The 25,984-nt window shown below is 66.4% G+C and carries 21 protein-coding genes and 1 pseudogene; 13 read left to right on the top strand and 9 right to left on the bottom strand.

Annotated elements, in window-relative coordinates; genetic code table 11:
* Both WU80_RS26145 and WU80_RS17785 read left to right on the top strand, forming a co-directional pair.
* The coding region (locus tag WU80_RS26145; protein WP_055405800.1) for a hypothetical protein at positions 1 to 1,137 on the top strand (1,137 nt) is incomplete at its 5' end.
* A complete protein-coding gene (locus WU80_RS17785) occupies positions 1,134 to 1,979 on the top strand; it encodes an SDR family NAD(P)-dependent oxidoreductase (RefSeq protein ID WP_055404115.1) in 846 nt (281 codons plus the stop codon). The genes WU80_RS26145 and WU80_RS17785, both read left to right, overlap by 4 nt.
* On the opposite strand, the gene WU80_RS17780 is transcribed toward WU80_RS17785, so the two are convergent.
* Positions 1,976 to 2,935 carry an SMP-30/gluconolactonase/LRE family protein gene (locus WU80_RS17780; protein WP_055404114.1) on the bottom strand — a complete coding sequence of 320 codons (960 nt, stop codon included), beginning with the start codon at positions 2,933 to 2,935 and terminating at the stop codon, positions 1,976 to 1,978. The two genes, WU80_RS17785 and WU80_RS17780, sit on opposite strands and share 4 nt — an antisense overlap.
* A gap of 329 nt (positions 2,936 to 3,264) precedes the next feature.
* On the opposite strand from WU80_RS17780, the gene WU80_RS25920 reads away from it, so the two are divergent.
* From WU80_RS25920 to WU80_RS17760, 3 genes are all read left to right on the top strand, one after another.
* Complete coding sequence (locus WU80_RS25920) at positions 3,265 to 5,412, top strand: McrB family protein (RefSeq protein ID WP_156349624.1); 2,148 nt, start codon at positions 3,265 to 3,267, stop codon at positions 5,410 to 5,412.
* A gap of 2 nt (positions 5,413 to 5,414) precedes the next feature.
* A complete protein-coding gene (locus WU80_RS25525) occupies positions 5,415 to 7,679 on the top strand; it encodes a DUF2357 domain-containing protein (RefSeq protein ID WP_082459916.1) in 2,265 nt (754 codons plus the stop codon).
* Positions 7,680 to 7,841: 162 nt separating this feature from the next.
* Positions 7,842 to 8,912 carry an HNH endonuclease gene (locus WU80_RS17760; RefSeq protein WP_055404116.1) on the top strand — a complete coding sequence of 357 codons (1,071 nt, stop codon included), beginning with the start codon at positions 7,842 to 7,844 and terminating at the stop codon, positions 8,910 to 8,912.
* A 464-nt stretch (positions 8,913 to 9,376) separates the two neighbouring features.
* Here WU80_RS17760 and WU80_RS17755 read toward each other — a convergent pair whose 3' ends face one another.
* A complete protein-coding gene (locus WU80_RS17755; RefSeq protein ID WP_055404110.1) occupies positions 9,377 to 9,829 on the bottom strand; it encodes a VOC family protein in 453 nt (150 codons plus the stop codon).
* 88 nt (positions 9,830 to 9,917) lie between these two features.
* Between WU80_RS17755 and WU80_RS17750 the strand changes: the two genes are divergently transcribed.
* From WU80_RS17750 to WU80_RS17740, 3 genes are read left to right on the top strand one after another with little or no spacing between them, the layout of a single operon-like run.
* Complete coding sequence (locus WU80_RS17750) at positions 9,918 to 11,171, top strand: cytochrome P450 (protein WP_055404109.1); 1,254 nt, start codon at positions 9,918 to 9,920, stop codon at positions 11,169 to 11,171.
* Positions 11,172 to 12,332, top strand: a complete 1,161-nt coding sequence (locus WU80_RS17745) for an alpha/beta hydrolase (RefSeq protein WP_055404108.1) — start codon at positions 11,172 to 11,174, stop codon at positions 12,330 to 12,332.
* Positions 12,329 to 13,330: a tocopherol cyclase family protein gene (locus tag WU80_RS17740; RefSeq protein ID WP_055404107.1), complete on the top strand. Its 1,002-nt coding sequence runs from the start codon at positions 12,329 to 12,331 to the stop codon at positions 13,328 to 13,330. The genes WU80_RS17745 and WU80_RS17740 overlap by 4 nt, the downstream gene beginning before the upstream one ends.
* Positions 13,331 to 13,334: 4 nt before the next feature.
* Here the strand turns inward: WU80_RS17740 and WU80_RS17735 are convergent, their stop codons facing one another.
* The 5 genes from WU80_RS17735 to WU80_RS17715 all read right to left on the bottom strand — a co-directional run bounded on the left by WU80_RS17735 (position 13,335) and on the right by WU80_RS17715 (position 18,923).
* Entirely contained in the window at positions 13,335 to 14,759 is a 1,425-nt protein-coding gene (locus tag WU80_RS17735; RefSeq protein WP_055404106.1) for a serine/threonine-protein kinase, read from the bottom strand.
* A gap of 78 nt (positions 14,760 to 14,837) precedes the next feature.
* A complete protein-coding gene (locus WU80_RS17730) occupies positions 14,838 to 15,227 on the bottom strand; it encodes a hypothetical protein (protein ID WP_156349623.1) in 390 nt (129 codons plus the stop codon).
* Between the two features lie 6 nt (positions 15,228 to 15,233).
* Complete coding sequence (locus WU80_RS17725; protein WP_055404104.1) at positions 15,234 to 16,370, bottom strand: serine/threonine-protein kinase; 1,137 nt, start codon at positions 16,368 to 16,370, stop codon at positions 15,234 to 15,236.
* A 118-nt stretch (positions 16,371 to 16,488) separates the two neighbouring features.
* Positions 16,489 to 18,306, bottom strand: a complete 1,818-nt coding sequence (locus WU80_RS17720) for an alpha/beta fold hydrolase (RefSeq protein ID WP_055404103.1) — start codon at positions 18,304 to 18,306, stop codon at positions 16,489 to 16,491.
* Entirely contained in the window at positions 18,303 to 18,923 is a 621-nt protein-coding gene (locus WU80_RS17715) for a TetR/AcrR family transcriptional regulator (protein WP_055404102.1), read from the bottom strand. Before WU80_RS17715 ends, WU80_RS17720 begins: the two co-directional genes overlap by 4 nt.
* A 53-nt stretch (positions 18,924 to 18,976) precedes the next feature.
* On the opposite strand from WU80_RS17715, the gene WU80_RS17710 reads away from it, so the two are divergent.
* Both WU80_RS17710 and WU80_RS17705 read left to right on the top strand, forming a co-directional pair.
* A complete protein-coding gene (locus WU80_RS17710; RefSeq protein ID WP_082459914.1) occupies positions 18,977 to 19,621 on the top strand; it encodes a polysaccharide deacetylase family protein in 645 nt (214 codons plus the stop codon).
* 6 nt (positions 19,622 to 19,627) lie between these two features.
* A complete protein-coding gene (locus WU80_RS17705; protein ID WP_055404100.1) occupies positions 19,628 to 21,007 on the top strand; it encodes an FAD-binding oxidoreductase in 1,380 nt (459 codons plus the stop codon).
* Here the strand turns inward: WU80_RS17705 and WU80_RS17700 are convergent.
* Positions 21,004 to 21,813, bottom strand: a complete 810-nt coding sequence (locus tag WU80_RS17700) for a lysophospholipid acyltransferase family protein (RefSeq protein ID WP_055404099.1) — start codon at positions 21,811 to 21,813, stop codon at positions 21,004 to 21,006. The genes WU80_RS17705 and WU80_RS17700 overlap by 4 nt on opposite strands.
* 428 nt (positions 21,814 to 22,241) lie before the next feature.
* Between WU80_RS17700 and WU80_RS17695 the strand changes: the two genes are divergently transcribed.
* From WU80_RS17695 to WU80_RS17685, 3 genes are read left to right on the top strand one after another with little or no spacing between them, the layout of a single operon-like run.
* Entirely contained in the window at positions 22,242 to 23,909 is a 1,668-nt protein-coding gene (locus WU80_RS17695; protein WP_055404098.1) for a nitrite/sulfite reductase, read from the top strand.
* 14 nt (positions 23,910 to 23,923) lie between these two features.
* Positions 23,924 to 24,649, top strand: coding sequence for a phosphoadenylyl-sulfate reductase (locus WU80_RS17690; RefSeq protein ID WP_055404097.1), 726 nt, complete (start codon positions 23,924 to 23,926; stop codon positions 24,647 to 24,649).
* Entirely contained in the window at positions 24,646 to 25,362 is a 717-nt protein-coding gene (locus tag WU80_RS17685; RefSeq protein ID WP_055404096.1) for a sirohydrochlorin chelatase, read from the top strand. The genes WU80_RS17690 and WU80_RS17685 overlap by 4 nt, the downstream gene beginning before the upstream one ends.
* On the opposite strand, the pseudogene WU80_RS17680 reads toward WU80_RS17685, so the two are convergent.
* Positions 25,326 to 25,976, bottom strand: a pseudogene (locus WU80_RS17680) (LysR substrate-binding domain-containing protein); the annotation flags it as partial. The gene WU80_RS17685 and the pseudogene WU80_RS17680 overlap by 37 nt on opposite strands.
* Between the last annotated feature and the right edge of the window lie 8 nt (positions 25,977 to 25,984).

Below are 25,984 nucleotides of genomic sequence, written 5' to 3'. Positions count from 1 at the left end.
CTGACGCGGCTCCGCGCCATCGCTGGGCAGGGCGTGCGTGTCGCCGGCATCGACGCCGCCTCGCTCGCGAACGCGGCGATCGCCGGGCTGGCCTCGCTGCTGGCCGACTCCGGGACGTACGTGCAGCTGCACCGCGACGCCGTGGACGCGCTGAGGGAAAGCAACCTGGTTCCGGTCAGCGACGGGTTCTTCCGGCTGACGACGGGCGCCGAGGGCCTCTTTGCCCAATGGCGACCGGAGTTGCTCGGGCCGGAGGTGATGCTGTCGGCGCAGCTGCTCGCGGTGCAGATGGCGTTGAAGTCCGCGGTGGCCGAGGTGGAGGACGCCGTCCGGCGGGTGGAGGACAAGGTCGAGGCGGTGCTCGAGGTCGCTCGGGCGCAGCGCGCCGGCGACGTGCTTGGCAACAGCCTGACGGTCTCGCGAATGGTCGAGTCGTTGGACAAGTACGGGTCGCTGCCCGATGCGTATTGGGATTCGGTGGCCGCGCTGGGGCCGGCGCTCAACGTCGCCGTCATGCAGCTGCGCAATCATGTCAGCCGTATCCTGGCGTCGTTCGGTCCTGAGTTGCCGGTGCAACAGCGCGCCGCGAAGCTGCGAAATGCCATGGTCGACAACCGACTTGGTGACACCCTGGGCCTGCTGGTGATCGCCGAGGAGGCGCTGCACAAGTGGCAGCGGCTGAACCTCGCGCGGATCGAGGCCAAGGAGCCAGAGCAGCTGCTGCGGGCGATAGATGAGGCGCGGGGGCTCGTCGAGCATCACCTGCGTGAGGACCTCGACATCTACCGGAGCGCTACAGAGGTGCTCGACCGGTTCGGACGGACGGCGCCCGTCGACGGCTTCCGGTTCTGGGCGGTCCGCGAGCTTTGTCGGCAGCGCGGCGCCCTGCGCGACGAGTTCGACCGGTTCGCGAAGGCCCGCCAGCACCAGGTGGAGGCCTGGGAGGACTTCCACATTCCGAGCGTGTTCGATGCCGCCTTGGCCACCCTTGCGGCCGTCGGCGGTGTGACCGGCCGCGCGCTGGTGGCGGCCGGCCGAGGGGTCGTCTACTTGGGTGGGCACGTCGTCGCGCCGTTTCGTGGGCGAGGCGATGAACCGTCTCAGGCGACCGGACTTGAGGAACACCAGTCGGCGTGATCGATCTGGGGCTCTCGGGTAAACGCGCGGTGGTGTCGGGTGCGGGCTACATCCCCGAGCGCGCGGGCCACGGGTGGTTCACCTCGTTGGTTCTTGCCGAAGCGGGCGCCTCGGTGGCCTGCATCGACATCGACGAGCGGCGCGCGGAACAAGTTGCCGGCGAAATCGTCGGCCGCGGTGGTCACGCCGTCCCGATCGTCGCGGACATGACCGACCCCGAGCAGGTCGGCCGGGCGATCGACGACGTCGAGGCGGCGCTGGGCGGGGTCGACGTGTGCGTCGACATCATCGGCGGGGCGACGTGGTCGAAGGTCGAGGACTTCACTCCCCAATTGTGGGACGCGGCAATCCATTACAACCTGACCCAGGTGTTCTACCTCTTTCAGGCCGCGTCCCGGTACATGATCGCCCAAGGCAGTGGCGGATCGCTGGTGGCGGTCGCATCGGTCGACGGCATCGCCTCGGCGACCTACCACGCCGCCTACGGCGCCGCCAAGGCCGGCGTCATCTCCCTGGTCAAGACCTTCGCGGATGAACTGGGCCGGTACGGGATTCGCGCCAATGCCGTCGCGCCGGGCAACGTGGGTAGCGGCAACGAGGACCAGCCTCCTGGCGAGTACAACGTCAACGGGATCAACCCGCTGGCGGCGCCCCGCGCGCATGACATCGCCAACGCCGCATTGTTCCTGTCCTCCGAGTTGGCCGCCAGGATCACCGGCCAGACGCTCGTCGTGGACGGCGGTGCGACGATTCGGCAGCTGTGGGGGCTGGGTGAGTCGATGATCCCGGCCGACCCGGAGCAGGCGCTGCCCGACTTTATGAGGCCCGGGCCGTCGGGCTAGCGCTGGTGGATTAGCGGCAGGCCGGGCACAGAGCTTCTGCCTTTTAGCACGTACGGCGTGGTTATCGAGCCGATGTAGATGTCGCGCATGTCCTCCCCGCCCCAGGCGATGCTGGTGGGGCTTTGTAGAAGCGCGCCGTCGGGGTCTTCTATCACGGTTGTCGCTTGGCCGCGCGGGCTTATCGCAACGATCCGGTTGGCGAGAACCAATGTGACCCATAGGTTTCCGTGGGCGTCGAACGCACATCCGTCGGCCATTGCCCACCGGCGGCCCACCTCCGGGTCGGCCATTAGGCGGCCGGCGTCGCGGCCGAACTCATCGGGCCGTCGCTCCCCTAGCGACGGCCCGAATCGCTCGTCGGGGCCGAGTGTTTCGCCTGCGATCGGAAATCGCACCACGTCGGCGGCCAGCGTGCGGACCACATACAGATAGCCCTCGTCGCGATCCAGCGCCATGCAGTTCGGAAAGCTCACACCATCGGCAACAACTCGCGCCGATTGACGATCCGGTGCGACCCGAAAGATGAACCCGTCGGGGGTGCCTCGCGCGATGGTATCCATCAGATCGTCCGCCATCGTACTCACCGAACACCACAGTGCCCCAACGGAATCCACCAGAACGAAGTTCAGCCATCGCAGTGGGCGTCGATCGAGTTGTTCGCTTAATATCGCGGTAATCCTGCCGGTCCCAGGGTCGAGATCCTGCAGCACACCCAAGCCCCAGTTGGCGATCAGAAAGTGGCCGTCGCGGTCCAGAGCGATTCCGTTCGGCTCGCCGCCCGCTTGGCCTATATGCCGAACAGTGTTCTCGTCGATGAGCTCTGCGACGGCCGAGGCCTTGTCTGAGGCGAAGACGCGGCCATCGCGGGCAACCACGACATGTTCCGGGCGATCCACGCCGCGACCAATGGGGTGCAAATCGGTCACCCCGATGGTCGTCTTGGCTGTCTTGCTCATCGTTTCCCCTTGCGGACCCAAAAACCGCCGGGCGTCAGATTAGCCGAGGTGGCCCGCCGTAGAACGATGTGGATTCGCGGGGGCGTTTCAACGGCGCCCGACGCACGGAAGGCCGCGGGACACTCGGACGGTGCGGGACTCGGGTAGCCGATCGGTGTCGTCGCTGAGGACTGCGGGCCGGCGTTTCGGTCGGCGACAAGGACGATTTCTATCGAACAACGCCGATCGTTGCAGTACAGGTCGGACGATAGTCCGCCTCGTAAGGGACACGAGGGCAGATGCAACTCGGAGGCTGGGCGCCGCTGGCATTCCGAACTAGCCTGAGACGGGTGCTGTCCATTCCGACCCTCAAGTTCAGTTATGGCAATCTACTGCTCGCGCGCCTTGGCGAGCTTGGCTCGGCCAGTATCAACGAGCTCCTCGGTGACGATCCAGCGCAACTCTTCAAGTCCCACGGTCAGTTCGAGAACCCGGACAGGCGAGCTCGTGATTGTCTGCGGTATGCACGGATGCTCGATCTGGTGGCGGAGGACGAGCGCGGGTGGACGCTCACGGCCTCGGGTATGACCTACGCCGAAAATGTCGATCCAAACAATCCCTGGACTGTTAGTGAAACCCAGAAGGACGTCCTTCGCGACCGGCTGTCTAGCGGTCAGGCTCCGCTCGCTAGAGACGTCCGGATTGCTCTTCAGGTTGTTCGTGACTCGCCCCCCGGCTTCTCTAACGACGATTTGGGGCGTGCACTGGAAGCCCACGCGAACACGGGCCAGTGGCAAGCGGATCGGACTTTCGAGTCGCAGGGTGCTCGCTACCGAGAACTCCTGTTAGAGAGTGGGCTCATTGATACAAGCGGTGGACTAACCGGGCAAGGGGTCACCTTCCTCGGACAGCAGGCTTCGATTTGGTGGGTGAATCAAGGCACGTCTTATGCGAAAGGGCGCGATGGCGGGTTCCTTTGGGCGCCGATGCTGGACAAGACGGGCCGTCCGCAACATCACTGGGAGACCATGGATGAGGTTCGCGAAGGCGATGTTGTCCTGCACTACAGCAATGGCTCGTTGCGAGCCGTAAGTCATGTAACTGCGGCCGCGAGACCGGCGCCGAATCCGCTCGGTGGCGAAGCTTGGAGGGAGGACGGACGGCTGGTCGAGACACAGTACAAGGAACTGAATGAGCCTGTCGCGGTTGCAGCTATCGACGAGAGTGCCCGTATCCGGCAGGGCGCACCGTTCACAGTCTCCGGATCCGTCCAACAGGGCTACCTCTTTCGCCTGCAGGGAGACTTCGTGAACGAACTGGCCCTACGGTTCCCCGAGCTTGCGACGCATCTACCTTCGGTTCCACGCCCTATGCCGCTGCCGACACCCGCGGCGCCGGCGCCGGCCGAACTGTTTCGTAACTTTGCCGAAGCAGTCGAGGCATCTGGTCTCCGCTTCCCGGCCGGCTCGAATCTTGTCAGATCGTTCTTGAGCAGTCTCCTTGCTAAACCGTTTGCGATCCTTACTGGGCTCGCCGGTTCGGGCAAGACTCAGCTCGCAATGAGGCTCGGTGAATGGTTCGGCACAGATGGACACGGACGTCCTCGCCACGTCGTCGTACCGGTGCGGCCTGACTGGACGGGTCCGGAATCCATATTTGGGTACGAGGATGCGCTACGTACGTCCCCGTCCGGGGCGCCAGTGTGGTTTGTCCCGGAAGCGTTCGAATTTGTTCTTCGCGCGGCCGACGACCCTGAGCACCCGTACTTGTTAATCCTGGACGAGATGAACTTGGCCCACGTCGAGCGCTACTTCTCCGACTTTCTCTCTGGGGTCGAATCGCGCCGTCCGGTCTTACCGGATCTGGCCTTCGATGAACCATCTCGTCAGTGGATCCTGCGCGACGTAGAAGCGCAGAGGCTGCCTTTGCCGCGGAACCTTTTCGTCGTCGGTACGGTCAACGTGGACGAGACGACCTACATGTTCTCGCCGAAGGTGCTCGACAGGGCCTTCACCTTTGAGTTTCGGGTGACTTCCGATGAACTCGACGCCGACCTTCAGCGGCCCATTGCTGCGCTGGCGGGAGAAGACCAGCAAGTGCGCGCTTTCGCGTCGCTCGCGGAGAGCGACGATTGGCAGCGAGAGCATCCTCATCCCGCTCGCGATGAGATTGTGTCGAGGCTTCGACAGGCGCACGCGATCCTGGCTGGCGCCAATCAAGAATTCGGGCACAGAACACTCTACGAGATCCTGCGGTTCTGCGCGTACTTCGCAGCGACGGGAGACCCCGATGCTGATACCGCGCTCGACCTCGCGATGATGCAGAAGGTCCTACCTAAGGTGCACGGGTCGCGTCGGCGAGTCGAGCCCGTTCTTACTGCGCTGGATGCGTTGGCCATGGGGGCTGGCCCGGACCCGCGACTACCCATCACGCACAACAAGATTGGCCGGATGATCGAGTCCGTTCGCGCGAATCAGTTCGTCAGCTTCGCTGAGTAGCCATGTCCCGAGATTCGGTGCTTCTGCCGCTCCGAGATGAAGATGGTCATGTCGTCGGTGAGCTGTTAATCGCCAATCTGCCGGATCGGCACGATATCACGGTCTCGGCGCGTGGGGACTTCGCGCTGCGTGAAGCGGCGACGTACCGTTACGAAATATCCACCGACGCAACGCGTGTCGAAGTCGAGCCGCGCGAGCTGTTCGATGCTGATGATGCCAGTCGGAAGCACGGCAGGCTACGACCCGGTCAAGCCGTTGGGCGTCTCCGGATCATGGTCGTTGATTGTGCGAGGCGGTTAACAGGGACGACCGAGGTGGACGTAGTGGCCGTCAAACTAAGCCACGAGACTGAGTATCGCCAGATGCTGACTGACGTATCCTCGTTCGCTGCCGAGGCAGTGTTGCAGGGATTCGCGCCAAGCATGTTGGATCTAGAGCCGAGTGAATTGCCTGCCGAACTTCTATACGTCCGCTTCGCGATGATCGCGGCGCACCTTCAGGATCCGGCCTTCGAGGCTGCAATTGCGCGTATCACCTCGCAGCCCCATCGCACATGGGTGTCTGAGCATGAGGTGCGTCCGATTGGATCACCGTTTCCAGCCGGGGCCGCTTTTCGTCGTGCAGTTTGCGCGCCCGGTCCACGGGTGCCGTGGACGGGTGGCTCGGCCACACTCACAACTTTGCCTGCGGCGCTAACTCGTGATCGCGCCGAAGCGAGCGTCAACAACTCCGCTAACCAGTTCGTCAAGTTTGCGTTGGAGCGTTGGCGAGGCGTCGCGCTGGAATTGTTGGACGGGCTATCGCTAGCTTCGCAGAAGGTCGAGTCAGGGCCGCTGCGCCGCGGTCAGCAGACCGCGGCTGACGTTGGTTCTCAATTGGACGAATACCTGGCACACCCGCTCTTCCGCGCGGTGAGCTCCTTGCGGAGGATGCCGACGTCGGACCAGGTGTTACTCAAACGTGCGGGATACCGCGAAGTTTTCCGAACATTTGCGATGACTGAGTCGGGTCCTTCGCTGCGCATTGATCGCGGGGACATGACCGACGTCTTCGCAGCCTCGCAACGCAACATCGCAACGCTCTATGAGTTCTGGTGTTTTCTTGCGGTGGTGGATTCACTCGGGCGAGTTTGCGGGAAAGAGCAGACAGCGCGGGCCTTCACTGCCGCTGGAGATGGGCTCTCCATGACTATGCGATCAGGCCGCGCGTCGAAGTTGTCGTGGTCGGTCGGACGAGGAGGCCGACCACTGCGTGTCGAGGTCTTCTTCAATCGAACCTTCGCTGGCGCAGACGACCAACGTGGCTCCTGGAGCCAAGCTATGCGTCCCGACTGCTCGGTTTGCATTCGACCAGAAGGCAGCACACCGTCGCGGGTTTCTACGGAAGAGCTCGAGGTCTGGCTGCATTTCGATGCGAAGTACCGTGTCGACAATCTGCTCGCGCAGCTGACACCAACCCCCGTTTCAGATGAGTTGTCTTGGGACTCAGCGGCTTCTGGCGGCGCTAAGCGCGACGACCTGCTCAAGATGCACGCGTACCGAGACGCGATCTCGCGAACGGCAGGAGCGTACGTGCTGTACCCGGGATTAGAGATCAAGGACATCCGGCGACATCCGGGCTTCAAAGAGGTGCTGCCCGGGCTCGGCGCCTTCCCGCTCAGGCCGAGCAGCGATGGCCTTCCATCGTCATCGGAGACCCTCGACCAGTTCTTCAGCGATGTGCTCACACATGTCGCTAGTCAAGTTACGCGCGACGAGCGGCACCGCTTCTGGACCGCAACTGTGCATCGGCCTGACGAGCCCATCCTCATGTCATCGCTGACAACGGACTTGCTGGACGAACCTCCTGCGGATACGGATGTCCTTCTTGGCTTCGTCCGAAGTGTTGAGCACCTTCGGTGGATAGAAGGGTTGCGGCAATACAACATTCGTGCGGGAGATCGGGTTGGCGCCGTCGAAATAGGCGGGCGAGAGCTCGGCGCCAAGCTTCTTCTCTTGTACGAGAACCGGAATGGCTCCCTTCATGTGGCCCGCGCTGCGAAGGTAGCCCGCTGGCGGCCAGCGACGGCAGCCGAGTTGTTGGTCACTGGGTATCCCAACCCTCGCGGTGATATCTACTTCGTGGCCGATCTGGACTTCGTCGAACGTCTGCCCACCTGGGCCGACTCGATCGACCTAGAAGTTCTAACATCGAAAGTTCGTGACGGCGCGCCAATCGTCGTGACCTGGTGGGACGTCGTCCAAGCGGCGTCGATCGTAGAACCTTGAGCCGATCAGCGACCCTAGGCGGTGGTCTCGACGGGTTTGCGTCCGGAAGTGCGGATGATGTCGGGACTCATGACCCGCACAAGTTTGCCCACGCTATCCCTCTCCCTCGCGATAATGCAGTGGTGCCGTTCTACCTTCGGAGGCTGACGTTGAGGTATGGCCATGGAAGATGAGTCGCTCGATCCGCTCCTGCTCGGGCAACGGGTGGTCGCGATCCTCGAGACCGGTCTGCGCACCGCTACCTACAAGCTCGGCGCGCTGATGGCCTTGATCGACCACTGCATCGAGAACATGCCCGACCGACCAAGCGATCCGCTGCGGGTTTCAATCCCCGATCTGGCGCATCGTGTGCTGGAGATCTACTGGCAGCAGGTGCGGCCGTTCGACGGCCAAGAGCTGCGCCAATCCACCCAACCACGCCCTCGAATCCTGGCCGCCACAAACTCGTTGCGTCAGGCGGCCGGGTTCGCTCACATAGGCGCGTCGGTGGATGTCGCCAGGTCGCGCGCGCCTGTTGCATATCGAAGCGCCCTTAACGAAATCACACTGTGTCTCGCTCAGCAGCCGTTGTATCGGCTGCAGAAGCTTCCTGGGGCTTCAACGAACGACCCTTTCCTCTACGACGACTCGTTTCTGCACGATCAGGTATCGCGATCGACGCTGAGGGCACATGGCGACGCCATCGAACTGAAGCCCGGGATTGCACACGGCCTCGCTCGGCTCGCTGGGCTGCTCAAGCCGGCGCTGGAGATCATGTGGGTCGACGACGTGCGCCGGATGAATAAATTCCTCTATGACAAGGTTCCCGACGTCGCGGGCCACCTGTTCGGCCGTGAACGCACCGCACTGGCCGCCGTCCGCCACTCTCTCAAAGAAGCCTTCGGCGCAAAGTGTTTCTACTGCGGCGTGCACCTGCCCCCCAACAATCCGGTTGACCATATGCTGCCCTGGTGGCTCGTAGGCATCGATGGCTTGGCCAACCTGGTGCTGGCCTGCGCGCGCTGCAACGGCGACAAGGGTGGTGCATTGCCTGCGGTCTCGATCGTGGACCGCGTCCTGGGCCGCAATCGAGACGTCCTCGAACACGTCGCCGCCCAGATTGAGTGGCCGACGCAGCATGACCGAGTCGTAGCGGCGGCGCAAGGCATTTACCGCGCGCAGCCCGCAGGAGTGCCGACTTGGGCGGGATATAAACGGACCGAGCGCCTCGACATCGCGTTTCCGTTGTCGTGACGTGAATATAAACGAACGCTGCTTCCCCCGGCTGAGTAATCTCACCGAAGCAGGTGAGACCGATTGCGATTTAGGGCCAAGGCGGCGATACCTGGGATACGATTCGCCACCATGCGGAAATTGACAGTGCTGATAATAGGGTTCGCCGTAGGGCTAATCTTGGCGGCATCGTCGGGCGCCAGTCCAAGCGATGTGACGTTCATGCGATCAACAGGCCCGTACGTAGCGCCCATGCCCCAAGCACCCGGCTCATCGTGCGACCCGAACTACTCGGGCGCCTGCGTTCCCATCGCCAGTGACGTTGACTGTGCCGGCGGTGGCGGTAATGGGCCCGCCTATGTTTCCGGACCTGTGACTGTAGTCGGAAAGGACATTTACGGCCTTGACCGGGACGGTAATGGCGTCGGGTGCGAATAGAAGCTTCCCACCCTTAGTTGTTCAGCCGTGCGTCTCGCCGCCCCGCTTTAGGGCCGAGACGGCAGCGCCGACAACCACCCGTCCGAAAGCAACTCCAACAGCTGCCCGTCCGGATCCCGAATCATCGCCATCGCCTCGGTCACGGTCTCCTCGACCACCGCTCCCCCGAACTCGGCCACCCGAGCCAACGCCCCGGCAAGGTCGGACACCGAGAACGAGATGTGCGTCAGCCCAACCTGATCCATCACCCGCTCCGACCCGGCGTGAGCCTGACGCTTCGAGTAGTCCATTAACTCGAGCACGAACCCGTCGCGGACCAGATACGTCGCATGCACCCCGAGCGGCTCGGGAAGCTGGACCAGCTTGGCCGTCGGGCCGTCGGGCGGATCGAGCTCCCACCAGAACTGAAACCCCAGCACATTTTCATAGAACCGCCGCGACCGCTCACGGTCGGAGACGCACAATCCGACGTGGTTGAAGGTCGTCCGGTGACTACTCATCGTGGCCTTTCTCGGCAGAACCCGGCGCGTAATAATGCAAAGATAGTGCAGATAGCCGATCGCGCGGCACGGTGGAGGACCAACCCAGATGACAATCCGTCCCGACGTCGCCGAAGACGCGATCGTCGACTTCGACCACCATTCCGACGCGTTCAACCTCAACGAAAACGCCATCAACAAAGACCTGAGAAGCAGGTGCCCCGTCGCCTGGAACAAGAATTACGGCGGATTCTGGTTCCTCAGCAGCTACGACGCGGTCAGCCGAACGGCCAGAGACGGTGACACCTTCGCCCACAAGTACGAGCCCAACTCAAAAGACGGCGTTGACTACCAAGGCGAGATGGGCGTCCCGCGCCCCGACGGCCAGCCGGCCCTGGGCATCGGCGAGGTCGACGGCCCGTACCATCAGGCGCTCAGACACGCCCTGGCCCCGTTCTTCTCCCCCGGCGCCGTCCAAAAACTCAAGCCCTTCATGGAACACAAGGCGCACGAGTTCCTCGACCAGAAAATCGAAGACGGCCGCATGGACCTCGTCCTCGACTACGCCAGCCCGGTCCCGGCCATCCTCACCATGAAGCTGATGGGCCTTCCCCTCGACAACTGGCACCTCTACGCCCACCTCTTCCACTCCGTCATGGCCGTGCCCCAGGACAGCGACGAGTACAAAAACGCCATCGCCAAGGTCCCGAAGATGATGGAAGAAGTCCTCGAGTACGCGGCCGGCAGACGGGCCAAACCGACCGACGACCTCACCAGCTTCCTCCTCCAGTTCGAGTTCGACGGCCACCGCCTCACCGACGACCAGCTGCTCAACATCCTCTGGAACCTCATCGGCGGCGGCGTCGACACAACCACCTCGCAAACGGCGCTCACGCTCCACCACCTGGGCACCCACCCAGACCTGAGACAACAACTCATCGACCACCCCGAGCTCTACCGCACCGCCACCGACGAATTCCTGCGCTACTTCAGCGTCAACCAAACCCTCAGCCGCACAGTCACTCACGACGTCGAGCTCAATGGCCAACGCCTGCGAAAGAACGACAGAGTCGTCATCAGCTGGCTCTCCGCCAACCACGACGAAAAAGAATTCGAAAAGCCCGACGAGATCGTCCTCGATCGCGCGCCCAACCGTCACGTCGCCTTCGGGCTCGGGCCGCACCGCTGCATCGGCTCGCACCTCGCTAGGCTGATGGCCGAAGTCATGGTCAAAGCCGTCCTCGACCGCATCCCCGACTACAAAGTCGACGCCCAACACGTCCACCAATACCTCGGCAACCCCAGCATGACCGGTCTCGCCAACCTGCCGGTCACCTTCACCCCCGGAGCAAAGCGAGGCTAGATGCCCGCCAACCCCATCACCCAACTACTCGGGCCGTTCACCCGGACCGGCGGCTTCTACGCCCGCTCCTGGGGCACCTACCTCGATCGCCAGCCCGACGAGCTGCCGGTCGCCCGGCCCACCATCGCGCTCGCGGCGCAGGCGTTCCGCGACGAAATCCTGCTGAGCGGCTTCAGCATGCTGCGCCGGGCCCCCGACGCCGAAACGCTGCAACGAATCGACAGCGAAGTCCTTGCCGCACAAGAGTTCTACAAAGACAAGGGCTGGCTCGACAATCCCGAGGGATTCTTCGCCCCGCCCCCGCCGCTCACCGACGTGACGGTCAAGCGCGTGAGCAACATGGGACGCAACTACGAGCGGCTGTCCTTCGACAGCGACTACGACCCCTACGAAGGCGAACCCGGCCGGGAACGGTGGCGCAGCTACACCGGCAACAACCGCGAATACGCCCTGATGTTCCGGCACCGCCGGCCGCGGCCCTGGCTGATCTGCATCCACGGCGCCGAGATGGGACGCGCCGCGCTCGACCCGATGCTGTTCCACGCCTGGCATCTGTACCGGCAGCTCGACCTCAACGTCGTGCTCCCGGTACTGCCCCTGCACGGCCCCCGAGCAAGCGGCGGACCGAAGTTCCCCAGCGAGGACGTGCTCGACGACGTCCACGGCGCCGCCCAGGCGGTCTGGGACATCCGGCGGCTCCTCACCTGGATCCGCACGCAACAGCCCGACGCCCAAATCGGCGTCAACGGCATCTCCCTGGGCGGCCTGATCTCGTCGCTGGTCGCCAGCCTCGACGACGGCCTCACCTGCGCCATCCTCGGGGTGCCGGCCGTCGACCTGGTGAACCTGGTCGGCCGCCACGCCGGCCTCAGCGGCCACGCCGCCCTGCGGCAGACCATGAATGAAGCCAAGCCCCTCGGCCGGATGATCTCGCCGCTGGCGCTGACACCGCGCGTGCCGAAAGCGGGCCGCTTCATCTACGCGGGCCTCGCCGACCGGCTGGTCCACCCGCGCGACCAGGTCACCCGGCTCTGGGAGCACTGGGGCAAACCCGAAATCCAGTGGTACCCAGGCGGTCACACCGGATTCTTCCGCTCGCGGCCCGTGCAGCGCTTCATCGACGACGCGCTCGTGCAGTCGGGGCTGGCGGAGCGGAGATGACCGCCGCCTACCTGCGCTGGATAGCCGGGAACACGGTCGGGCCACTGGTCCATGCCTATCGACGCACCGGCGCCGACGTGCCCTTCGGCGATCCGGTTCCCTCGCACGGAACCGAAATGGAGGGCTGGTTCTGGCGCCTCACCGATGCCGCCTCGGGTCGCGTCGTCGTCGCGCTGTGCAGCGTGAACCGGCATCCCGACGGCGACTGGGCCACCGTCGCGGTAGCGCTGCATCCCGGCGACGTGGTGCGCTCCGCGGTCATGGACGGCGCCCACGCCGACTCGTCGACCTTCTCGGTGCACGCCGGGACCGCTCCCGACTGCCGCCTGGCGGCGTACCTCGATCGGCTCCAGATCGACCTCGACGGCATCCATCTCAACCTGCATTTCACCGATCCGTTCAACTGGTCCAAGGCCTTCGGCGGAGGTGGGGTCTTCTCGTCGGTCCCGTTCCTCAACCAATACTGGCATCCCTACCGGCTCGGCGGAAAAGCCGGCGGCACAGTCGAATTCCGTGACCGCACGTGGTCGTTCAAGGGCGCCCGGCTGTACACGGAACGCAACTGGGGCGCGGGCTTCCCCGAGCGCTGGTGGTGGGGTCAGGCCCACGATTTCGGCGACGCCGACGTCTCGGTCGCCTTCTCGGGTGGCCTTCTTCAGCTCGGCCCGATCCGCAGGGACGTCACCGGTGTCGTCGTACGGCTCGGCGACCGCGTCATCCGGGTGACCCCACCGGCGCCCGTGCGATCGGACGTCGGCGACGGACGCTGGACAATATCGGCGCGCACACCGCGCTACCGCATCGAGCTGGACGGCGACGGCACCCAGGCGGATCCGCACGTCCTACCCGTTCCGCTGCCCGCGCAGCGGCGCAACATCGACACCGACTTCGAACACCTCGCAGGCCGATTGCGTTGCAGGGTAAGCGAATACGGCCGCATGGTGTTCGACGGCACCTGCGAGCTGGCCGGCCTGGAGGTCGGCAGCCGGCCGGCCTAGATCGTTACGACGCCGTCGCGTACTGCAGGACCGGCTCCGACGAATCGACGTGGCTGCCGCTGATGATCCGCAACCGATTGGGCCGCACCTCGTAGACGACGCCGTCGACCGGGTTGGTGACATCGAACCCGTCCCCTGCGCGCTCCGCGTTGGACAGCTCGATGTGGGCGCCGTCGCTGATGCGCTCACCACGGTAGTAGTAACTGCCGCTGAGGTTTTGGCACACCACCGCCAGCGACTTAGCGGTGCGCACCACGGCCACCGGCGGATTCCCCGGATCGCAGCGGGCCGTCTCGCCGACGAACCCCAACCCGTCGGCGCCCTGCACCGGAGCCGACAGCGTCGGCGTCTTCGGCGGCGGCGGGCTGGACGGCGCGGGACCAGAAGGCTTAACCGCGGCCGGTGGCGGCGAGCCACCACCCAGCAACGCCGAGACCAGCGCCACCACAAGCCCGACGACCACCAGCGCCAGCGCCGCCCCGATCGCCAGCAGCGGCCCGCGGCCACCAAAAGGCCGACGCGGCAACGGCGATGGCGCTTCGACAACCGGATACGGGCTGAAACCGGTGTCGTCCGGGTTCGGATACACCGCCTCAAACGGGCGGGTACCAAGGGCCCCCGCCCCGACGCCAACCGGTTCGTATGCCGCGTTCACGGCCTCACTTGCCGCCCGGGCGAGCTCACCCGCGGAGCCGAACCGCGCCGACCGCTGTTTGGCCATACCGCGGGCGATCACGTCGTCAAAGGCCCGGCCCACGCCGCGGCGCATGATGCTGGGCCTCGGCGCCGGCGACAACAGGTGCGCGCGCTTCAACTCCTCCGCGCCGCCTTCGAACGGCGGCTGGCCGGTGAGGCATTCATAGAGCAGGCAGGCCAGCGAGTACACGTCGGTCTGCGGGCCGACGCGGCCGGTGGTAAACCGCTCGGGCGCCATGTACACGCGTGACCCATCGGCGTGCCCAAGACCGAAGTCGACGACATACGCGAAGTGATCGGGCGTCAGCAGCACGTGCTCGGGCCGCACGCCCAGGTGCACCAGCCCGGCGGCGTGCGCGGCGTCCAGCGCCCGGGCCACCTGCGCGACGATCGACGCGGCCCGCGGCGCCTCCAACGCGCCTTGCGACCGCAGCAGGTCGCGCAGGCTGCCACCCTCGACCAGCTGCATGTCGACAAAGAAGACCCCGTCGATCGACCCGAAGTCGTGCACCGGGGTGACGTGGGGTTCGGTCAATCGCGCGGCAATGGCGCAGTCACGCTGAAACCGTTGCTGGAAGCCATCTTCGGCCGCCATCGCGGCAGGCAACAGCTTGACCGCGACCGTCCGGTCCTTAACCGTGTCGTACGCCCGGTAGACCTCGCCGGTCGCGCCCGCACCGATCAGTGAGCGCAGCTCGTAGGGGCCAAAACGGGTGCCGAGCCGCGAGGTCAATGGGCAGTCCTTTCGCGAGGCGGAACAGGTCCAGCCCGGCGGGTTCCCATATTGGCCGAGGACGTAACGTGCGGCGGCTCACGCGTGCGGCGGCACGGGGCACCAGAACAGGCCGCAGTTGAAGTTGGGCGGTCCGGCCGGCGCCGGGTGGGGGGTGGCGTTGATCGGGCCGCCGGGCCATCCGTAGACGGCGCCGCTGTCGGCGTCGACCACGCCGCGGTAGTCGTAGTAGTAGAGGTGGCACACGCCCATGTCCCAGTTGATGAAGTTGTCCGGGACGCGCTCGCCGGGGCACCACTTGCCGCAGGTGTGCCCGGCCGGGCAGTTCCCGCCGACGTGGCCGTACGGGTCGGCCTGCGCGGTGCCGGCGGCCAACCCCGCGCCGATACCGGCCGTCAGCAGCGCGCCGGCCATCCACTTCTTGTTCATCCCGCAATCACACAACGAATCGCCGGCTACCGATCCCATATCGGCTCAGCCTCCGTGCCCACCCTTGTGCTTGGGCCCCCCGTGCCCGGGCGGCGGTGCTGGGGCCGGCTGCGGCGTGCTGCTGGGCGTGGTGGTGGTCGTCGTCGGGGGCGGCGCCGGTGTGGTGGTGGTCGTCGTGGGCGTGGGCGGTGGCGACGAGAACGGCGGATCGATGGCCAGCAGCAGCATCGCCAACAGGAACGCGGCGAGGATGCCCGCGACCCACCATTTGCGGCGGGGGCTGTGCGGCTCCAAAGCGGGGACGTAGGTCAGCACGGCGGGCGGCGGCGCCTCCATGACCCGGGTGCCGACGGGAGCCCTCAAGGGTTCGGCGCCGAACAGCGCGGCGCGCATCGCGCCGGCCTCGTCGAATCGCGACGCGGGGTCGCGCGCCATCGCTCGTTCGATCGCGGCGGCAAGCGGCGGTGGCACGTCGGGGCGCAGGGCGGCGATCGGCGGCGGCGAGTCGTGCAGGATGGCGTGCGCCAGCGCGCCCAGGTCCTCCTGCGGGAACGGCCGCCGCCCGGTCAGCGCCTCGTAACCGACCACGCCGACGGCGTAGAGGTCGTCGACCACGCTGGCCGGTTTGGACGTCAGCCGCTCGGGGCTCAGATAGGCCATGCTCCCGACGACTTCGCCCGCCCGGGTGTAGGCGGCGCCGGCCGTTTTGGCGATGCCGAAGTCGGCGAGCTTGGGTTCGCCGGTGGCGGTGAACAGGATGTTGCCGGGCTTGACGTCGCGGTGCAGGATGCCGGCGTGATGCGCCTCGGCCAGGGCGTCCAGGACGCCGTCGAGGACGGCGTGCACGAACGGCGGCGGCAGCGGCCCGCGGGCGATGTGGTCGGCCAGCGACACCCCTGGCAGCCTCTCCATCACGATGAACGGCAACCCCTGATGCTCGCCGACGTCATGGACGACCACGACGTGCCGCCCGGTCAACCGCGCGGCCGCTCGCGCCTCGGTGTCGAATCGCAGGCGGCTGTCGGGACGGTCCGCGATCCCGGGGTAGAGCAGCTTGACGGCGATGGGCCGGCCCAGCTTGCGGTCCCAGCCGTCGCGCACCTCGGCCATCGCCCCGCGGCCGAGCACACCCCGCAGCTCGTACCGGCCGTCGCCAAGGAGACCGCCCGGCGCCGGAGGCACTTCACCGCGGTGAGACTGAGTTCCCTGGAGGTCCGTGTCGATCTCCTGTCGGAAAGCTGGCTGGCCTGATTCCGAGTAACCACCCGATCCGGAATCGAAACTAGCTACTCAACAGGAGTCAAACAGCAGGCGGTTTCTGCACCGCCCCCGCGTACTCGCCGACGAAGCCGTTCCTCAGCCACCACCGCGGCTCGGTGTGCTCGAAGATTTCCTCGCCGAGGGCGCGCGTGCGCACCGACTTCTTGACGGGGAACGGGTTCATCCCCGACTTGTATTCGACCCCGACCATCGCGGGCCTGCCCGGCCGGCCTCGCCGGCGCAGCAGCTCGAAGCCGGCCCCCTCCAGCAGGGCGTTCAGCTCGGCGGGGCGGGGGAACCGGCGGAAGTCGTGGTTCGGCTTGTGCAGACCGAACACGAACAGCGGCCCGACGGTCACGAAGCACAGCCAGGTGCACACGTTGCGATCCGGTGCGACGTAGAACATCCGGCCGCCCGGTTTCAGCGCGCGGAACACGGTGTCCATCAGGCGGCGGTGCTCGGTGCAGTGGTCGAGCACCCCGTGTAGGTAGACCAGGTCGAAGCGGTTGTCCCCCAACACCTCCGGGTCACGCGCGTCGCCGACGACGAAGGTCACCCCGGCCCGGTCGGCGAACCGCCTGCGCGCGGCGTCGATCGACTTGTAGTCGACGTCGACGCCCACGACGTCCCAGCCGCGCAACCCCGGATATCGGTCGAGCAATCCCGCGATCGCCCCGCCGGCTCCGCAACCAACCACCGCCATCCGCGGCCGCTCGCCCTCGATGGGCGGCAGGTAGTCGCGCAGGAAATCCCATGCCGCGTAGTCGATCTCGCCGACGAGCTCGGCGGTGAAGCGCCACTGGTCGCTCACCTCGGCGTTGGAGAAGTACCGCACGCCGCGCTCGATCGTGCCGTTGCTGATCCGCATCAGCAAGCGGTCGATCGCCGAATAGCGGTACTCGGGCTCGCCCGCCGCGTCGTTGGCCCGTTCGCGCTCGAGGAATTCGAAGAATCGCCGCTCTTCGGGTTCGATCGGCGGCTGCCACGACTTCGCGTCCCCGAGCACGCGTTCGGAAATCCACGAGTCGATCACGCGGCTGTAGACGTTCGTGTCGAACAGCATAAGCTGGTGGCCACCGCCGGGCATCATGAAGATGTCCTTGGGCCCGCCGATCCGCTCGAAGCAGGTTCGGCAGTGTTCGGCGCCGACGATTTCGTCGTGCTCCCCGCAGGTGACCAGGACGGGTTTCGTGTTGGCGGCGGCGGGTTTTGGCGGCACGTAGTTGAACACCGAGTGATAGCTCTTGAGCCCGTACCGCCAGACGTAGAACGGGTCTTTCTTCTTCTTGTCCAGCAGCCCGGGGTCTTCCTGGTAGGCGGCCTCGAAATCGATGACCCGCCGCAGCGGGACCCGCACCCGATCGCCAAGCTTTTCGGCCGCCCACTTCGCCGGTCGCGACCGGAACAACCGGATCGCCGGGCTCATCGGCGCCTCGTGGTTCAACAAGATGTTCATGCACACCCCGGCCGTTACGGCCGGGCACGCGTCCAGCGCGTGGAACGCGACCTCGCCACCCTGGCTCGCGCCGTGCAGGACGACCGGGAGGGACGTGCGCCGCGCCGCGTAATCGGTGACGGCCCTGGTGTCTTCGAGGAAATCCTCAAAGCTGAACACGCCCGGCTCGCCCTCCGTGCGGCCGTGCCCGGTCAGGTCGAACGAATAGACGGCCGCCCGGTAATTGCGGCGCATGTGCTCGGCGAACGCGTCGTAACTCTCGCTGTTCCCCGCGGTGCCGTGCACCAGCACCAGGACGTAGTCGGCGTTGGGGTTGTCGTAGCGGCGCACGAAGATTCGTTTGCCGCCGGAGCCGACCACCGAATCTTCGACCATCGGTTGCACGGTGAGGTTGGCGGTCATCGCCTTTCCAATCCTTCGGTGATGCGGGCGGCGAGCAGTTGGGCGAACACGTCGAAGTCGCGCCGAAAGCCCGTCGTGTCGGATACGAACGGACGCTGCATGGACATACCCAGCAGCACGGTTTCGAAAAGCCGCACCGACTCGTCGATCAAGGGTTGCGGCGCATCGTCGCCGGCGATGCTGCGCAGCGCCTCGGCGAGCTGCCGGCGCTGGGTGTCGCGATAGTCGACATACGCGGCGCGCAAGAACTCGTTGTGGTTGGCGGCCGCGGCGAACTCGACCATGAACATGACCGCGTCGATGTTGTCGATGAACAGGGCGTACATCAGGCCGGCCGCCTCGGTCAGGCCCTCGCGCACCGACATGCCGTGCGGCAGCCGCGCCGACGCCGTGGCGAACATGCGCTTGGCCATGTCGTCGATGGCCGCCTGAAACAGCTTTTCCTTCGTCTCGAAGTGATAGTGCAGCAGCGTCTGCGAGACACCGGCCCGCGTCGAGATCAGCTTCATCGAGGACTTTTCATAGCCGTACGCGCAGAAGCACTCGATGGTCGTCTGCAGGATCCGCTGCCGGGCGGCGCCGGCGGGAACCTCGGACTTCGGCACGGTCACAGTCACCCCGCCAGGATACTAACTGATCGATCAGTCAGGCAAGAGTAGGATGTGGATTGATGCGACCGAGAATCTCCTTGACCTTTGACAACGGCCCGACCCCCGGGGTCACGGACCAGGTTCTCGACGCCTTGGCCGAGCGCGGGATGTCGGCCATCTTCTTCGTCGTCGGCGAGAACGTCTCCTCCCCGGCGGGGCATCGGTTGCTCGAGCGCGTCGTGCGCGACGGGCACCGGATCGGCAACCACTCCCTCACCCATGGCCGGCCTCTCGGCGAACTCTCCGCGGCGGAAACCCTGCACGAGATCCGCAGCACGCAGAAGATTTTGGACGGCTTCGGCAACGGCGATCGCTACTTCCGGCCGTGGGGAACGGAGGGCGCACTGGAACGGCGCTGCCTGAACCTGACGGCGATCGAGTATCTCCTGACGGAGAACTACACCTGCGTCCTGTGGAACAGCGTCCCGCGCGACTGGGCCGACCCGACCGGGTGGGTCGACCGGGCGCTCGCCGACACTCAGAGCCAACTGCACACCGTGGTGGTGCTGCACGACCTGCCCACCGGCGCGATGGAGCAGCTGCCGAGATTCCTCGACGGACTCGGCGGCGTGGACGTCACCACCGACCTCCCCGACGACTGCGTGCCGATCGTCGGCGGCGAGATGCGAGCGGCCATCGATCACCTCACTCCGGCGATAGGGTGAAGTCCCATGAGCGACATGACGGCGCGGTTCGCCGAGATCGTCGGCCAGCACAACCTGCTGACCGGCGACGCCATCCCCGAGGACTACTGGCACGACGAGGTGCTGACCAAGCCGCCGCAGCGCCCGGCGTACGTCGCCAAACCGGCTAGCGCGGAAGCGGTTTCGCAACTGCTCAAGGCCGCCTCGGACAACGGTGTGCCGGTGACGGCCCGCGGGTCCGGAACGGGGTTGTCGGGCGCGGCCATCCCGCGGGCCGACGGGCTGCTGATCTCCTTCGAGCGGATGAACGCCGTGCTGGAGGTCGACACCACCAACCAGGTCGCCGTCGTCCAACCCGGGGTGACGCTCACCGAGCTGGACGCCGCCACCGCCGACACCGGCCTGCGCTACATGGTGCACCCGGGCGAGCTGTCGTCCAGCGTGGGCGGCAACGTCGGCACCAACGCCGGCGGGATGAACGCCGTCAAGTACGGCATCGCCCGCCAGAACGTGCTCGGGTTGCAGGCGGCGCTGCCGACCGGTGAGCTCATCCGCACCGGCGGCAAGATCGCCAAGATCTCCACCGGCTACGACCTCACCCAGCTCATCGTCGGCTCGGAGGGCACCCTGGCCCTGGCCACCGAGGTGACCGTCAAGCTGCACCCGCGGCTCGACCACAACGCCGCCGTGCTCGCGCCGTTCGCCGATTTCGACCAGGTCATGACGGCGGTGCCCAAGATCGTGGGAAGCGGCCTCGCGCCCTACATCCTGGAATACATCGACAACGTGACGATGGCCGCGCTGGTGCACACCCAAAACCTGGAGCTCGGTGTTCCCGACAGCGTTCGCGACAGCTGCGACGCGTATCTCGTTGTGGCCCTTGAAAACCGGACGGCGGAGCGGCTGGACGAGGACGTCGAGAAGGCCGGCGAGCTGCTGGCCGAACTGGGCGCCGTGGATGCCTATGTGCTGGAAGGCGGTTCGGCGCGCAAGCTGATCGAGGCGCGGGAGAAGGCGTTCTGGACGCTGAAGGCCGTCGGCGCCGACGACCTCATCGACACCGTGGTGCCGCGCGGCGCGATGCCGAAGTTCCTGTCCGCCGCCCGCGGATTGGCGGCGGCCGCCGGCGGCGCAGCAGCGGGCTGCGGGCACGCCGGCGACGGCAACGTGCACCTGGCCATCTTCTGCAAGGACCCTGACACCCGCAAGAAGCTGATGACCGACATCTTCGCGCTGGCAATGGAATTGGGCGGCGCCATCTCCGGCGAACACGGCCTGGGCCGCGCCAAGACCCCGTACTATCTCGAACTCGAAGACCCGGTGAAGATCGACCTGATGCGCCGCATCAAGCACAGCTTCGACCCGGCGGGCATCCTCAACCCCGACGTGGTGTTTGCGGGGACCTAACCGATCACCGGGTAATGACGCTGGGCGGCAAGCTCTTTCAGCCCCTTCTGCATCACCCACCGCACGTGCGCGTCGACACGCTTGAGGTCGTGGGCGTCGGCGAACTTGGCAACGTTGATGGGCGGCAACACCTCGGTGACGAGCTTGGTGGGCAGCGGCATGTTGACCGGCGCGAGCACGCTGAGCCCGAATGGAAAGCCGAAAGTGATGGGCAGGATGTCGGTTCGGAAGAATTTGCGCTCCAGCTTGGTGAGCCGCAACGCCCGGGACAGCCACCGGCCGCGGCTCACGAAAAACTGGCTCTCCTGCCCGCCGATGGAGACGGCGGGAACGATCGGGACATTGGCCTCGATCGCGGTGGTGATGTAACCGGTGCGCCCGTCGAAGTCGATGCTGTTCTCCCGCAAGGTGGACCGGTAGACGTCGAAGTCGCCGCCGGGGAAGACCAGCACCGGGGAGCCGGAGGCCAAGGCCTTGGCGGCGTTCTCGCGCGTCGCCCGGATCACCCCCGTGCGCCGGAAGAACTCACCGGCGGGCCCGGCGAAGATGGTGTCGAAAGCGAGCGCGTACAGCGGGCGGTCGTAGCCGTACTTGTCGTAGTAGTCGACGGCCAACACCGACCAATCGAACGTCGTCATGCCGCCGGAATGATTCCCCACCATCAACGACGCCCCGGGCGGGATATTGTCCAGGCCCCGCACCTCGGACCGGAAATAGTGCTTGACGATCGGGCGGGTCAGCGCGACGACATGTTCGGTCAGGTCGCGGTCCCATTTGTCGACGTCGGTCGAGTCGCTGTGGCTCATGTGTACCTCGCTCGCCGTTGAGCGTGAGCTGATGCTACGCCCGCCGCTCCGCGCCGCCCCCGGTTTCGCCGCACGAACTTCCCCGGCGAGTTCGAGGGATTAGGCGAGGTGCCCGCCTCATAGCGACAACCGGCCGACTCGGGCCGTTCCGCGTTGTGCTGCCCGCGAATTGTCGCTATGAGGCGGGCACGTAGGGTGCCTCCGATTCCAGAGGCTGCTGTGGCGGGTGTGACTCAAATCGCGCACACACACAACCAACCGTTGTGCCCTCACAACGGCGCGACCTCTACTCGCCGACACCCATGCCGGGCACCATGAAGCCATGAGACGTGGGCGCAACGAAGCGCCCGTCCCCTAACGAAGACAACATCATCGCGTCGATGCCGCGGCCGGCAGCCCTGCAGCCCAGCACCGCGAAGGAGCACCCCATGACCACAGCACGTCCCGCCAAGACCCGCAGCGAGGGCCAGTGGTCGCTGGGCGACCGCGAACCGCTCAACGACACCGAGAAGATCAAGAACGACGACGCGCCGCTCAACGTGCGCGACCGGATCGTCAACGTCTACGCCCACCAGGGTTTCGACAGCATCGACCACTCGGATCTGCGCGGGCGCTTCCGCTGGATGGGCCTGTACACCCAGCGCGAGCAGGGCTACGACGGCAGCTGGACCGGCGACGACAACACCGACAAGATCGAAGCCAAGTACTTCATGATGCGCGTCCGCACGGACGGGAAACCGTTGACGGCGCACGCGATGCGCACGCTCGGTCAGATCTCGACCGAATTCGCCCGCGACACCGCCGACATCAGCGACCGGGAAAACCTGCAGCTGCACTGGATTCGCATCGAGGACGTCCCCGAGATCTGGCGGCGCCTGGATTCCGTCGGACTGCAGACCACCGAGGCCTGCGGTGACTGCCCGCGCGGCATCCACGGTTCGCCGCTGGCCGGTGACTCGCTCGACGAGGTGCTCGACCCCTCCCCTGCGATCGACGAGATCGTCCGGCGCTCCATGAACAACCCCGAATACGCCAACCTGCCACGCAAATACAAGACCGCGGTCTCGGGCCTGCAGGACGTCTCGCACGAAACCCACGACGTCGCGTTCGTCGGCGTCAACCACCCCGAGCACGGACCCGGCCTGGACCTGTGGGTGGGCGGTGGCCTGTCGACCAATCCGATGCTGGCCCAACGGGTCGGCGTGTGGATCCCGCTGGACGAGGTGCCCGACGTGTGGGAGGCCGTCACCAAGGCGTTCCGCGACCACGGCTACCGGCGGCTGCGCGCCAAGGCCCGGCTGAAATTCCTGATCAAGGACTGGGGCGTCGAGAAATTCCGCAAGGTCCTCGAAACCGAGTACCTGCACCGACGGCTCATCGACGGCCCGGCGCCCGAGCGAGTCAAGCAGACCATCGACCACGTCGGGGTGCAGAAGATCAAGAACGGGCACAACGCCATTGGCGTCGCCCCGATCGCCGGCCGCGTCTCGGGCACCACGCTGTCGGCGGTGGCCGACCTGATGGAGAAGGTCGGCTCCGACCGGGCCCGGCTGACCCCGTTCCAGAAGCTGGTCATCCTCGACGTGCCCGACGACCGCGTCGACGAGACGGTCGCCGCACTCGATGACCTCGGCCTGCCGTCGCGGCCCTCCGCGTGGCGCAAGAACACCATGGCCTGCACCGGCATCGAGTTCTGCAAGCTGTCCTTCGCCGAAACCCGCGTCCGCACACAGACTTTGGTGCCCGAGCTGGAGCAGCGCCTGGCCGACGTCGACTCCAGGCTGGACGTGCCGATCAGCGTCCATCTGAACGGATGCCCGAACTCGTGCGCGCGAATCCAGGTGGCCGACATCGGCTTCAAGGGCCAGTGGATCGACGACGGCGAGGGCAATTCGGTCGAGGGCTTCCAGGTCCACCTGGGCGGCGGCCTGGGCGAGGCGAGCGGGTTCGGCCGAAAGCTGCGTCAGCACAAGGTGACCAGCGACGAGCTCGGCGACTACATCGACCGGGTGACGCGCAACTTCCTCGACCGCCGGGAGGGCAACGAGACCTTCGCGTCCTGGGCGCTGCGCGCCGACGAGGCCGACCTGCGATAGGAGCTGAGGACCCGATGGTGGCGATCAACTTCACCAAGGAACAGCTGCGCGAGCTGGCCGAGCGCGGCGCCGCCGAGATGGAGGACGCCGGCGCCGTCGACGTCCTGCGGTGGACCGACGAGCACTTCGGCGGTGCCGACGGCCCGGGTTGTCAGTACGTGGTCGCCGCCAATATGCAAGACGCCGTGGTGGTTTCGCTCGCCTCCGAGGTGCGGCCGGGCGTGCCGGTGGTGTTCCTGGACACCGGCTACCACTTCGCCGAAACGATTGGCACCCGCGATGCGGTCGAGTCCGCCTACGACATCCACCTGCTCAACGTCACCCCCGAGCACACCGTGCAGGAGCAGGACGAACTGCTGGGCAAGGAGCTGTTCGCCCGCGACCCCAACGAATGCTGCCGCCGGCGCAAGGTCCTGCCCCTGCGCCGCGCGCTGCGCGGCTACGCCGCGTGGGTCAGCGGGCTGCGCCGGGCGGAGGCCGCCACCCGCGCGAACGCGCCGCTGATCAGCTTCGACGAATCGTTCGAGCTGATCAAGGTCAACCCCATCGCGGGCTGGACCGACGAGGACGTCCGGGACTACATCGAGCGCCACAACGTTCTGGTCAACCCGCTAGTCGAGGAGGGCTACCCGTCCATCGGCTGCGCCCCCTGCACCACCAAGCCGGCCGAGGGTGACGATCCTCGCAGCGGACGCTGGCGGGGACGAAACAAGGTCGAATGCGGGTTACACGCCTCATGAGCACGCTGGTACTCACCGCCCACGGCAGCCGCGACCCCCGGTCGGGCTCCAACGCGCGCGCGGTGTCCGACCGGCTGGCCGGCCTGCGCCCCGACCTCGACGTGCGGCTGGCGTTCCTCGAGCTCAACGAGCCGAACTTCGTCGACGTGCTGGCCGGCCTGCCCGACAGCCGCCGCGCCGTGGTGGCCCCGCTGCTGCTGGCCAGCGCCTACCACGCGCGCCTGGACATCCCGAAGCAGATCGCGGACGCCGGGGCCCACGGCATCCGGCAGGCCGACGTGCTCGGCGAGGACGAGCGGCTGGTCTCGGTGCTGCGGGAGCGCCTCACCGAGATCGGGGTATCCCCGGATGACGACGACCTCGGCGTGATGGTCGTCGCGATCGGCTCGTCCAACACCGCGGCGAACGCCCGCACGTCGACGGTGGCGTCCCGCCTCGCGGTCGGCACCCGCTGGGCCGCGGCGACGACGGCGTTCGCCACCCGGCCCGAGGCGTCGGTGCAAAAAGCCGCCGCCCAGCTGCGCCGCCGCGGGGCGCGGCGGCTCGTCATCGCGCCGTGGTTCCTGGCCCCGGGCCTGCTCACCGACGGCGTCTCAACCTTCGCGCGGGACAACGACATTCCGATGGCCGCGCCGCTGGGCGCGCACCGGCTGGTGGCCGAGACCGTGCTCGATCGCTACGACGAGGCGCTGGAGGCCGACGCTGCGGCCTGACGGCTGACGATGTGGCTCAACAGGTCTCGCACCGCCCCGGCCGGCGGGGTGCGACCGCCCACCCAGATCGCGCGGAACTTGCGCCGCAGATCCAACTTCGGGATGGTGACCGCGCTCAGCCGCCCGACCGCCAGGTCGTCAGCCACCGCCAGCCGGCTCATCGCCGCGGGCCCGGCGCCCGCGAGGACGGCGGCGCGCATCGCCGCCGCCGACGTCAGCTCCAGCACGGGGGGCGCCTGCTCCATGTCCTCGCCCAGCACGTGACGCAGCGCCTGGGTGAGCGAATCCCGGATGCCCGAATGCGGTTCGCGCGCCACCAGCGGCGTTTCCGCGAGTTCGCGGGCGGTCACCCCCCGCGCCCGCCGCGTCCACTTGTGGCCGGGCGGCACGACGATCACCAGTTCGTCCTGCCCCACCACACAGGTCGCCAATCCCTTTGGCGTGCCAGGGTTTTCGACGAAGCCGAGGTCGACGCTGCCGTCGCGGACCGCGGCGATGGCGTGCTCGCTGTTGGTGGCGGTCAAGATCACCTGCGGCGCGGTGCTATTGCGCCGCGTCGCCTCGGTCTGCAGGGACAGCAACCAGTGCGGCATCAGCTGTTCGGAGACTGTCTCTTATACAC

It is taken from the genome of Mycobacterium sp. UM_11, assembly GCF_001414075.1.
Classification (GTDB): domain Bacteria; phylum Actinomycetota; class Actinomycetes; order Mycobacteriales; family Mycobacteriaceae; genus Mycobacterium.
The sequence above is the reverse complement of the archived record's forward strand: the minus strand, read 5'-3'. Positions and strand labels throughout refer to the sequence as shown.

Bases quoted from the DNA above. Each gene is read 5' to 3' on its own strand.
- WU80_RS17780 (WP_055404114.1), bottom strand. From the start codon at position 2,935: ATGAGCAAGACAGCCAAGACGACCATCGGGGTGACCGATTTGCACCCC.
- WU80_RS25525 (WP_082459916.1), top strand. From the start codon at position 5,415: ATGTCCCGAGATTCGGTGCTTCTGCCGCTCCGAGATGAAGATGGTCAT.
- WU80_RS17760 (WP_055404116.1), top strand. From the start codon at position 7,842: ATGGAAGATGAGTCGCTCGATCCGCTCCTGCTCGGGCAACGGGTGGTC.
- WU80_RS17755 (WP_055404110.1), bottom strand. From the start codon at position 9,829: ATGAGTAGTCACCGGACGACCTTCAACCACGTCGGATTGTGCGTCTCC.
- WU80_RS17750 (WP_055404109.1), top strand. From the start codon at position 9,918: ATGACAATCCGTCCCGACGTCGCCGAAGACGCGATCGTCGACTTCGAC.
- WU80_RS17745 (WP_055404108.1), top strand. From the start codon at position 11,172: ATGCCCGCCAACCCCATCACCCAACTACTCGGGCCGTTCACCCGGACC.
- WU80_RS17740 (WP_055404107.1), top strand. From the start codon at position 12,329: ATGACCGCCGCCTACCTGCGCTGGATAGCCGGGAACACGGTCGGGCCA.
- WU80_RS17730 (WP_156349623.1), bottom strand. From the start codon at position 15,227: ATGGGATCGGTAGCCGGCGATTCGTTGTGTGATTGCGGGATGAACAAG.
- WU80_RS17720 (WP_055404103.1), bottom strand. From the start codon at position 18,306: ATGACCGCCAACCTCACCGTGCAACCGATGGTCGAAGATTCGGTGGTC.
- WU80_RS17710 (WP_082459914.1), top strand. From the start codon at position 18,977: ATGCGACCGAGAATCTCCTTGACCTTTGACAACGGCCCGACCCCCGGG.
- WU80_RS17705 (WP_055404100.1), top strand. From the start codon at position 19,628: ATGAGCGACATGACGGCGCGGTTCGCCGAGATCGTCGGCCAGCACAAC.
- WU80_RS17700 (WP_055404099.1), bottom strand. From the start codon at position 21,813: ATGAGCCACAGCGACTCGACCGACGTCGACAAATGGGACCGCGACCTG.
- WU80_RS17695 (WP_055404098.1), top strand. From the start codon at position 22,242: ATGACCACAGCACGTCCCGCCAAGACCCGCAGCGAGGGCCAGTGGTCG.
- WU80_RS17690 (WP_055404097.1), top strand. From the start codon at position 23,924: ATGGTGGCGATCAACTTCACCAAGGAACAGCTGCGCGAGCTGGCCGAG.
- WU80_RS17685 (WP_055404096.1), top strand. From the start codon at position 24,646: ATGAGCACGCTGGTACTCACCGCCCACGGCAGCCGCGACCCCCGGTCG.